General features: G+C 51.9%; 9 protein-coding genes. 4 read left to right on the forward strand and 5 right to left on the reverse strand.

The window, feature by feature from the left end; genetic code table 11:
* Positions 1-385 precede the first annotated feature (385 nt).
* The 3 genes from C4520_11955 (at position 386) to C4520_11965 (ending at position 2,717) form a co-directional block, all read left to right on the forward strand.
* Complete coding sequence (locus C4520_11955) at positions 386-922, forward strand: universal stress protein (protein RJP19907.1); 537 nt, start codon at positions 386-388, stop codon at positions 920-922.
* 8 nt (positions 923-930) lie between these two features.
* On the forward strand, positions 931-1,899 hold the full coding sequence (locus C4520_11960) for a hypothetical protein (GenBank protein RJP19908.1): 969 nt from the start codon (positions 931-933) through the stop codon (positions 1,897-1,899).
* A 500-nt stretch (positions 1,900-2,399) separates the two neighbouring features.
* On the forward strand, positions 2,400-2,717 hold the full coding sequence (locus C4520_11965) for a hypothetical protein (protein ID RJP19909.1): 318 nt from the start codon (positions 2,400-2,402) through the stop codon (positions 2,715-2,717).
* Positions 2,718-2,797: 80 nt separating this feature from the next.
* On the opposite strand, the gene C4520_11970 is transcribed toward C4520_11965, so the two are convergent.
* The 3 genes from C4520_11970 to C4520_11980 all read right to left on the reverse strand — a co-directional run bounded on the left by C4520_11970 (position 2,798) and on the right by C4520_11980 (position 6,767).
* Entirely contained in the window at positions 2,798-3,478 is a 681-nt protein-coding gene (locus C4520_11970; protein ID RJP19910.1) for a hypothetical protein, read from the reverse strand.
* An 81-nt stretch (positions 3,479-3,559) separates the two neighbouring features.
* Positions 3,560-5,968 carry a glucan 1,4-alpha-glucosidase gene (locus C4520_11975; protein RJP19915.1) on the reverse strand — a complete coding sequence of 803 codons (2,409 nt, stop codon included), beginning with the start codon at positions 5,966-5,968 and terminating at the stop codon, positions 3,560-3,562.
* Between the two features lie 94 nt (positions 5,969-6,062).
* Entirely contained in the window at positions 6,063-6,767 is a 705-nt protein-coding gene (locus C4520_11980; GenBank protein ID RJP19911.1) for a CPBP family intramembrane metalloprotease, read from the reverse strand.
* Between the two features lie 217 nt (positions 6,768-6,984).
* Between C4520_11980 and ychF the strand changes: the two genes are divergently transcribed.
* The gene (gene ychF / locus C4520_11985; GenBank protein RJP19912.1) at positions 6,985-8,043 is read left to right on the forward strand and encodes a redox-regulated ATPase YchF; all 1,059 of its coding nucleotides are present in this window, start codon (positions 6,985-6,987) and stop codon (positions 8,041-8,043) included.
* Between the two features lie 15 nt (positions 8,044-8,058).
* On the opposite strand, the gene C4520_11990 is transcribed toward ychF, so the two are convergent.
* Positions 8,059-9,081, reverse strand: coding sequence for a hypothetical protein (locus tag C4520_11990; protein ID RJP19913.1), 1,023 nt, complete (start codon positions 9,079-9,081; stop codon positions 8,059-8,061).
* Between the two features lie 222 nt (positions 9,082-9,303).
* Positions 9,304-10,041, reverse strand: coding sequence for a HEAT repeat domain-containing protein (locus tag C4520_11995; GenBank protein ID RJP19914.1), 738 nt, complete (start codon positions 10,039-10,041; stop codon positions 9,304-9,306).
* Positions 10,042-10,225 lie beyond the last annotated feature (184 nt).

A 10,225-nucleotide genomic window follows, 5' to 3' on the forward strand; every position in this document is an offset into this window, starting at 1 on the left:
CTACCGCACATTTGAAACCTTTTCGCTTGCCCTTTATCACGTGCTCGGAGACCTTCCTATGCCACAATTAACCCACAAATTCTTGTGAGGAGCTAGAAAAGATAATGTTGCGATCATCAAAATGTGGAAAGAAGAGTTTCCCTCCTTTCAATATGACGGCTTTCAAACCGAGACCGGTGCGATGATTTTGCGGAAGATGAAAAAGCCCGCTGATTGATTTCCCAGAATTCGTGAATACGTGCTTGCCTCGCAGGATCAGAAAAAGAATATTCCCCCCGACAACCCAACAAACGAAGACTCAGGGACTCGCACGTACATCCCGTGAGCCTTTTGCTGTTGCTGCCAAGATCAGGTAAGAAATCTTTTGAGTGGAAAACGCTGCTTTGTGTATGCTTTTTTGAAACTGCCTCAGTTTATGCTATACTTAACTGATACTGGAGCCGGTTTGATGATCAAATTAAATAAAATTCTTTTGCCGACCGATTTCTCGGATTTCTCGGCGTATGCGGCAAGTTTTGCGGTTTCTTTCGCCGTGGATTACAAGGCGAAGTTGTATATTTTACATGTTATCGAGCTGCCTCTGGGAATGCCGGGTCTGTTTAAGATGGGCGCGACCGAAAAAGAACTCGAACGGCAGACAAATGAACTTGTCCAACAAGAGTTGAAGTCGGCGTCGACTGAAGATATTCTGGGAACGCTGAACTACAAAGTGGCCTATCGGCAAGGCAAACCGTTTGCCGAGATTATCAAATTTGCTCAGGATGAAGGCATCGATATGATCGTCATGGGCACGCGGGGCCGCACAGGGATTGAGAGCGTACTTTTGGGCAGCACGGCTGAGAAAGTGTTGAGAAAATCTCCTGTTCCCGTTTTTGTAGTTCGCAGGCCGGGACATAGGTTTGTAGTTCCTCCTGTCGGATAATAAGAAGTATGAGAAGCAACAGTCGGTGGGTAAAAACTGCCGGAAAAGCACTAAAAGTGGGCAATTTTGCCCTGCTGGTCGTTTCCTGGCTGATTTTTCTTTCGGGCGATGCGTTTGCCTGGGGACCCGGTATCCACATAGTTAAAGGGGCATACATTCTCGACCATCTCCACCTCCTTCTTCCTTCAATTGCACAACTGCTGAAGGCTTTTCCGTACGATTTCCTCTACGGCTGCATCAGCGCCGACTTTTTCATCGGCAAAGGACATCGGCGGCGCGACGATCACTGTCATAACTGGTCGGTCGGCATAAAGATGCTGGCCGCCGCAGAGTCCGCCCCCACAAAATCCTTTTCTTATGGCTACTTGGCCCATTTGGCGGCTGATATCGGCGCCCACAACTTCTATATTCCAAATCAGCTTTACTTGACTTCGACTACCAAGCGCCTTGGACACATCTACTGGGAATACAGAGCCGATACGCAAGTGGATGCGGGATATTGGGAACTGGCGCGACGGGTGGTGGAGGCTCAAAATCATGCGAACGATCTCTCCCTCGAGAATGCAGTTAAGAAGAAGATCGTTTCCCTGAGGGCGAAGAAAAAGATGTACGTCAGGGTGCTGAACCTGACCGACTTTGATCGATGGCGCCAGGCGTGTGAATTTGTGGAAAGGAACTCCCGCTGGCAAGTTCAGCAGGATTATCTAAACCACTTGCGCGATATATCCATAGGCTTGGCAATCGAATTTCTGCGGGACCCGGAGAAAACAGTATGCTTCGATTATGATCCTGTGGGAACCCGCAATATTCTCCGTGCAAAAAGGCTCAGAAGGACGGCTTTGCGTACAACTGGAAAGAAACCAATTAACGGAGTTTTCCAGGTGCCCGATGAGCTTGCCAAATTTGGCGCTGACGCCATAAAAGTGCGCTCCGGAAGATACCATCTGAGGCATTTGCAACCTTACCTGCGCGTCTAAATTTGCCTGTTTTGACACTTTTTGCCGGTTTTTCCTTCTCTTTCAGCGCACATCGTCAGCCGCCCCTTTGACCCCAGCAGGTCGCCCCCGATTCCCTGAATTTAATGGCTGTATCTGATTCACCGGCCTCATTTGATCCTTTTACTCTCTGTTTGCTGCTATTCTGGGCTCAGAAGCAAGCAGGGGTAACATCTTCATTCATTTTTAGCTAAAATAGAAGTAGGAAGACAAGTCGCCGATTTGGGAAGATTGTTCTGGCACAACAATTGCTTAATTTATATCCGAAGAATCAAAAATCTGAGAAATCTGCGACGGCCGATATGCACGTTGAATCAACAGATCGTCGCTTGCAAGGAGGTGCAAGGATGTTCCCAGTCATAGAGGTCCAGTGCCCGTTCTGCAAAACGACGGGTCAGATTATGGCTCCTCCATTGGGGTCAATAGTTGTCGGTCCATGCCCTCGCTGCAGTGAAATGGTATTGCTTTATGATGGAACAGTAATGCCGCTCGATAAGGAAATAATCACCGAGGGAACTGCCGAGGAGAAAAAACATCATCTGCTCGAGACTATCGTCGAGATGATCGCCGTAAAAGTTGACGAATTGATCGAAAGCGGTGGAATTGAATCAGAACCCAAGCTGCGCGGCCGCCGAAAAGGCGGTTCCTCACGAAGGAAACGCATTCTGCCGTCAATCGTAAACCAGGATGCCGCCCCTATTTCGCGGGAAGAAATTCAAGATTTCATCAATATAGACTTGCACCTGATCGATTCAAAAGATTATTTCGACAAGATGTTCAGGAAAAAGCGCAAGACATAGCGAAGCTGGGCCATTAGGTACCAAAGGAAAAATTGCGTGGAACCCGCAGGTTTCACGCAATTTTTGCTTTTGTCCGTTTTTTACCGGCTTGCCGACGAGTCTCTCCTCCGAATACGGTCCCGGATTTCAGCGGCGCGTTCATATTCTTCCGCCGCGATCGCGACTCTCAGTTGTTCCTCGAGCGTCGGCGGCGAATTCCTCAACGGAGAGAGATCGTTCTCCCACGTTTCACCGACCTCGTCATACACCTTCTTGAGCTGTTGGAGGCGGGTCTCCAGCCATGCCTCAGGGAAAGTATCAGGATGAACACGCGCAATTTCCTGCAGGAAACCGGCAGCCAGCTCTATTCTTTGACGAGCGAGCAGATAGTCTTTCTGCTTTATGGCAAGCTTTGCTTCGGCAGTTCTTCGAAAAATCTCCTGGTCGGGGCGGAACTGGAGGAAAAACAGGCACAATTCGGGGTTAGACGCATGGGCAGTGATCAGGTCGATGATCTGGACTCCGATATTTACATCCCGGACGGATCGGGCATAATCGCCTATCTTGAAGAAGTACTCCCTTCTCAGCCGGTACAGGAAAGCTTCTTCGCTGAGCCGTTGGACATCTGAATCATCGAGCACAAAAATGCCCACCCCCTGCGCTTCCTTTTTCCGTTTTAGATATTCAGGCAGGACCGGGTCTGCGCCATCTGGTCTTCCATCGACATCCAGATAAAAAGTGCCCCGCTGAGTTACGACCCGTATTTTGCGGCTGTGCTCCATGATGGGTCCCCGGCTCCGCGCTTATGCCCATGAAATTATAATCCCGCAATCGGCGTATGTCAAGACGGAAAAAGGCTGCTGTCAGCTTTCTTCATCAGCGATAGTGACCTCAAAATCCTTCCCCTCCCACCGCCTCTCGTCAATCCAGTAAAAGGTGAAACGTACCACCGTATTTGCGGGTAGTCGAGCGGCCGGTAACTCGACTACCCAGATGCCCACGCCGGTTTCGCGGGTAAGAGAATCGTTAATCGATTTCCAATTATCGCTGCTCCAGCGTACGTCCGCAGAGGCAAGTAATTCCAGTCGTAAATCTTTTCCTGGACGCATCACGCGTATCTTGTTATTCTTCTTCCAGTGAGCGAAAACGGAGTCGGTGCGAGATGTCAAATAGCGCTGAACTGTTTGTGAGGGCAGATCGAATACGTGATTGTCCTGGAGAGAACGATGCAGCTTAAGGCATTCGGCGTGCGCCCACACAAGAGGCATGGCCGAGCCCGTCGGTTTTCCAAAGTACAACTCACTTTCCGGAATGTCTGCGCTATCCCATATTTGCTCGGGAAGCATTCCTCCGCCACCTGCACATCCCTCCAGTGTCCTCAATAGACTTTCGGCCGCCTCGCGCGTTCCGGCCGCCAATTCATAATGAGCTCGCTCACCGGCAAGCAACGGCCACAATCGGCCCTTCCCATTGCCGGCAAACGCGCTCCCGTCCTCATTCTCGCCGTAGGTGTCCCTCGCGAATCTGCGCCAGAGCGGCCCCTGCGGAGCACTGACCTTCAAAAGGGCATCAACGACTTTCAGGGTGTCAACGATGCGGCGGTCGTCCGGCATGCGGAGGCCGAACCGAACGAGAGCAAGCGCGTCGGAAGCGGAGACATGCGCAGCGGGCGAAACGTCTTTGTCGGCAGCCTGAGAATCTGTGGAGAAGTCTGCAGGCGCAGCAGACGGATTCGCTTTCCAAGGCGAAGCCGATCGTGCGTAGTAGCCGCTGACTTCACTCTGCCGTGCCAGTTCATCATCCTTTACGTACGTCCACCGTTCGAGGTTGGCATTCCACCAGTCAGCCGTCTCGCGCAGATAGGCCGCGATCACCGGTTCGCTATTGATCTCGGCAAAATCAGCGGCCGCCAGGAGCGCGGCGACCCTAATCGCAAGTGTTAACGGGGAGTAACCGCCCTCTTCCTCCCACCGCTCAACCTCGTTAACGGGTCCGGTACGCGCGATGAAGCCTGCAGCCCGCTTTATCATCGGCCACAGTCTTGTCAGGTCCTGCGGCTCCAGCGCCTCTTCCCTTCGCGCCAGTTCCGCCAGGAGGATGGGATAGGCGGCCTCAGCCGCCTCAGTTCCGTCACAGTAGTGAGTGCCGTCAAGCCTCATGCATTGTGGCCAATGTCCCTGCCGCTCCTGTGTTGCCTGCAGGTAAAGAAGCGCGCGGCGCGCATCATCCCGTGCGCCAAGCGCAAGGAGGGCTCCGGCTGATTGGACCATGTCCCTCGGCCAGACCAGATGGTACGCTCCGAGATCATTCTTGCCTCCGGTAAATGCCCATGGTATCGAGAGGCTTGCGATGGAGCCGCCCGGCAGCTCTTTCGACTCGTGAATGCGAAGAATGGCTGCGCTCATCGATGCGAGGCGTTTTTGGTCACCAGAGTGAGACGGCAGGCGCAGGGTCTCTTGCCACCGGCGCCACTCACTGGTGTATTGCTCCTTTGCGGAATCATAGTTGCACAGGAGTGAGGCGCGCACACGTTGTGCAGCTTCGAGGAAGGACCTGCCAAATCCGATTGCGAGAATAAAACTCCCGTTGGAGGCCTGCAGGTCAACTTCTCCCGTCAGAGCAATGTATCCATTTTCAGCCCGGCCGTAATTCCACTGCAATCGTTTATGCTCATGTACTTGCTGCCAGCCATCTGAGACTCCGACGAAACCGACAGAACAATGCAACCAAGGCGCCGAGGATCCGAGCGCAAGGGCTGCATGATCGCGCTCTGCAAACAGCATTGGAACTCCCTTGTATTCGCTGCAAAAGCCTGTATCATCGTCTCCCGCGTTGTCCAGACAAGGCGTCAACAGGGCAAACAGACGGTATTCTGATAAAGAATACATCAGCGGTATGAACCGAATATGCTGCAGGACAACTTCCCGGCACGGGTCAGAGAATATCTCCTTCTCGATTCGATACCTGCCTTGCAAGCAGGTATTGATCACCCGGTACGCAGGCACTCCGTCGTCGAGCAGTTTCATCTCAGAATATGTATCCTTTTGCTCTTCAGAAAAAAATTCCTTCCCGTCCGAGATGAGAAACTCCATGCCTTTTGTGCATACCCGATCGAGGTCTGGATAATAAATCTCGTTCAAAATGCCATGGCCGATGGTGAACCACACCCGACTCTGTGGGTTGAGGGCCGCGCCAACCCCGCTCTTCCCGCCTGACATCGAACGATGAGGAACGCCGGGCTGGCCAGGTGCATAGCGAACGACTTCATTCATGATTCCGACTCCTTCCAGGAACATGGCTTGAGAAACGTTTTGCCGTCGTGTTCCTCGTGAAGCCAACTATCGTAAGCGGAAATATGCCGCATCTTCAGGTAAAAAGTGGTGCTACGATGATCCCTATGAAATCCTGCAAGAAGTGCATCACAATCGGGGCGACAAGACTCATCCGCCACAGGTAGACACCCGCGAAAATCAGCCCCATGGCTCCCACGGACACAACTCCCGCACTACCTTCATATCCATGTCCCAGTGAAAAGATGACAGCGGACTGGAGGGCCGCCAGGAGAAGATTTCCCGTCACATTCGCAAACCGCAGGATTAAATAGCCGCGAAAGATTACCTCCTCCGAGACGGCCACGACTGTAACCAGCACGAGTGCCAAAAAATACTCGCCAACTCCCTCAGGTTTGAGGTAGGCAGGGAGCGATTCCGGAGGAGCGGATAGGCCGGCTTCTATGAGGACATTCTGCAGCGCCGAAATCAGGAGGAGGAAGGGAACATAAAGAACAACCCCAAGCACGACCTCGGTCCGGACATTTCTATACGTGAATCCAATGCGGCGCATCGGTTCACCATTTGACCAGATGAAGTAGAATACCAGAGCCATAAGGGCGAGATCGCGCAGGATCGCGCTCACGGCCAGCACAGGGAAATCCATCATTTGACGCTGCGAGACGAGGAGGGAAATGATGAGAGAAGGAAAAATCAAAAAAAGAAAAACCGAAACCTCTAACAACTGCTTCCTGCTGTCCGGCTGAAGTCCGCTTGCCAGATTGAATCCGTTGTCGTCCATCAAGTCTTTTCCGCCCGTTCTGCGACAGAGGTTTGCCTGACTCGGGTCATATAAGTAGTATTTTTTCTTGAATCTTCTACAACGATAGTATGTGCCCCTACGCTGCCGCGAGCAAGAAATTTCCGCCCGCAAAGAAAAGGCAGGCGCTTGCGCATACCCCCCCGTTCAAACTATAATACGGTCATTCGACGCGGAAGGAAACAAACCGAGGAAAGCGATGAGCACCATGAAAGTGGCTTTGATCGGCTTGCCGCAATCGGGCAAATCGACCGTCTTTCGCAGCCTCTCCGGCGGGGTGCATGAGACCTCAATCCAGGGTATACACCTGACGAATGTAAAAGTACCCGATGACCGGCTTGATCGGCTCGCGGAACTCCTGAAACCGCCAAAGATCGTTCATGCGGATATTGATTTCATGGATTTCGACCCCGGGCGAATCGATCACAAGGGGGCGGCGCTCAGTCAGCAGGTAGTCAATGAAATACGCGCGGTTGACGCCCTGCTTATAGTGGTGCGCGCATTCGAGGACCCATCGGTGGTTCATCCCCTTGATTCAGTGAATCCAACTCGAGATGCAGCACATGTCGAGACAGAATTGATGCTGGCCGATCTGATCCAGGTTGAGAAGCGATTGGAGAGGATGCAAAAGGAACACTCGGAGGGCTTGGAAAAGAACGTGCTGCAGCGAATAAAAGCATTTTTGGACCAGAATAAACCGCTTCGACTCCTGCAACTTTCGGAGGCGGAGCAGGCTACCATTGCCGGATTCAATTTTTTGACGAAAAAGCCCGCGCTGATGCTGCTGAACATTTCCGAATCCGCCATCGGCAAAGAGGGTTACCCCGAGGTCGCCCACTTTGCCGCGGGAAAGGGCTATTCCGTCATGCAGTACTGCGCCAGGATTGAGGCAGAGATCTCCGAATTGGCGCCGGAAGAACAGTCATTGTTTCTTGAGGAACTCGGGTTGAAAAAAGCCGGCACTGAGCGCCTTATAAGAGAGGTTTATCGACACCTGCAGCTCATATCGTTTTTCACAACCGGGGATACAGAAATCCGGGCATGGTCAATTCCCGCCGGCACAAGCGCGCTCCAGGCGGCGGGCAAGGTTCATTCCGATATGGAACGCGGATTTATTCGGGCCGAAGTGATACCATTTGAGGCATTCAACAAAATAAGGTCAACGCACCTCGCGAAGGAATCCGGAGACCTGCGACTCGAAGGGAAGGAATACCGGGTTGCCGACGGAGACATCGTCAAATTCCGGTTTCACGTATAGATCACATCCGATCTGCTACAAGAGATGGTCTCGCAGAAAGGATGTAACATCTTCCGGTGTAACTTCCACAACATACTCTTCAAAACCGCGCTCGGCGCCGGCCCAATGCTTGAAAGGCAGCACTTCCAGATGAAAACGGTAATCCGGTTCATCCTTGATCTGATGACAGACGGCGCATAAACTATCGATATGCACGTGATGATACAACACATGAAACAAGCGCACCATCATCTTCGACAGCGCACCTAGCATCTCTTTGCTTGCCTCAGCCAGCGAAGACACTTTCTCCTTCGCTATTAACCACACCTCATAATTTGTCCGTGGAGAAAATGGCGCTACACAGCCAAAGACTTCGTCCTCTGTCACAAATCGTTTGCCGATGTCGCGTTCGCATGAAAGGATTGCATCGAATACATTCATCTTCCATTTTTCCGCGAACACTTTGGAGCGGGTGCGCTCGTGTTCAATGCGCTTGGGCAGATAGGGGAGCGCTCCATACTGCCAGTGAGTATGAGCTGTTGACGCGCCCCACCCTTGATTCTTGAAAACCATGGGATGAAGATCTGCCTCTTCATATTTTTGGCAGATGCCCTGAATAGCCTGCAGCGCCAGAAACTGTTCCTCCTCGTCGATATCCTTCAAGCTCAGTTTATGCTGCGGGCTCTCGACGATGTTTCCATGATGAATCAGCCAGGGATAAAGATTCGGGAATGCTCTCAGGCTCCATTGAGCATCACCAATCCGCAAGGTATCTCCGCTTGTTTCGACATCCCGCGGAGTTGCGCCTTCGTTGCCGGGACAGAGGAAACAAGTCGAATCAGTCGACGGCGCCAGCTGGGGCGCGGCAAAGGGGCGCTTCGCGCGCGCAAGATTGATGTGACACCAGGTATCGGTCAGGTAATCCTTTCGGCGCCAGACTGGCTGAACCAATTGACCCTGCAGTTGAAATCCCCGCAGGGCCGAAGGAGTGCCGACTTGCGGCGGCAGCAAAACAGCTTCGTTTTTTAACTCCTGAAACAGGTCGTCGTACAATTCCATGAGCCATGCTCCTCTCAATTTGGAAACTCAGGCGGTGATGGAACACAGGCGGCATTTACGGGAGGGATCGGTACATTGTGCCAAAAGGTTTTCATGGATCTGCAGATCCTGAAGACGTTGTGACAGTAAATCACTGCTTTCTATATGGCGAGAACTCGTTCGGCGAGTTGTTCGAGCAAGACATCTGAGGGGGTGCCGGGACGTGAAACGAAAAAGGAAGCTTTATCTGAACCACTTTAAATTAAAACCCGCATTCTTTGTTTTCTCTTCTTCGTACCATTGCTTCCATTTATCTATCGTCCATAGTCGCACATTTCGATTCGCTTTTGGGTCAAACCCGAAATCATTGCCGGTAATCTTTATGAGCGATCGATTGGACTCCTGACGAATCGTGAAGTTCTCATCATCAAGGTAGTGGATCAGATGCGGGATAGCCGCCTCAGCCCCCAGGTCTCCTAATTTCTTGCACGCGCTCAATTGGTCGTAATATTTTCCATTCCGCAACTGATCGATCAACTTCTCTATTTCGGCATCGTTGCCAGCGGGCGCCAAGGGAGCCGCATCCTCGGGCGAAACCGAATTCTTTTCAGATCGCGGTTTGTTGCGATTGGTTGTCGCCAACTCGGGCTGAGCACGTAGTTTTTCAAGAAGCTCGCGCGCGCGCACCACATCTTCGCTGAGACCTTCCGTGTTGGGTTCCTGTTCCGATTGCGGATCTTCTTTCGGCGGGTCGTCTGCCTTTTTCGAATCCCTTTCGAGTGCCGCTATCTGGTCCTTTTGAAACCAGATTCGCACGCCGCTTCCTTCGAGTTTTAACTGCACTCGATCTTCCTCTTCAGCCGTGACCGCTCCCTTATGGACCTGGCCGCTCTTTAATTTTACAAGATCCGCATCAGCCGAAAACGGATGGACAAACAGGAATGAAGCGAACAGAAGAGAAGAAGTTAAACCTTTGTGCATGCCGGCTGGGGCTCCCTTTCGAGGACAGAATTTTTAATAATTATAACAGATTTTCATATCGCCGTCAATGGGGCGCATGTGAAAACGCAGGGCTTACGCATCTAAATTCCGAGTAATTTCTGTAGGAAAGTTTGATCGAGGGCGGCTTTTGTTCTTTTTCTTCTGAGTGATAGCTTTGGTGTTT

The organism is Candidatus Abyssobacteria bacterium SURF_5 (genome assembly GCA_003598085.1).
Classification (GTDB): Bacteria; Abyssobacteria; SURF-5; order SURF-5; family SURF-5; genus SURF-5.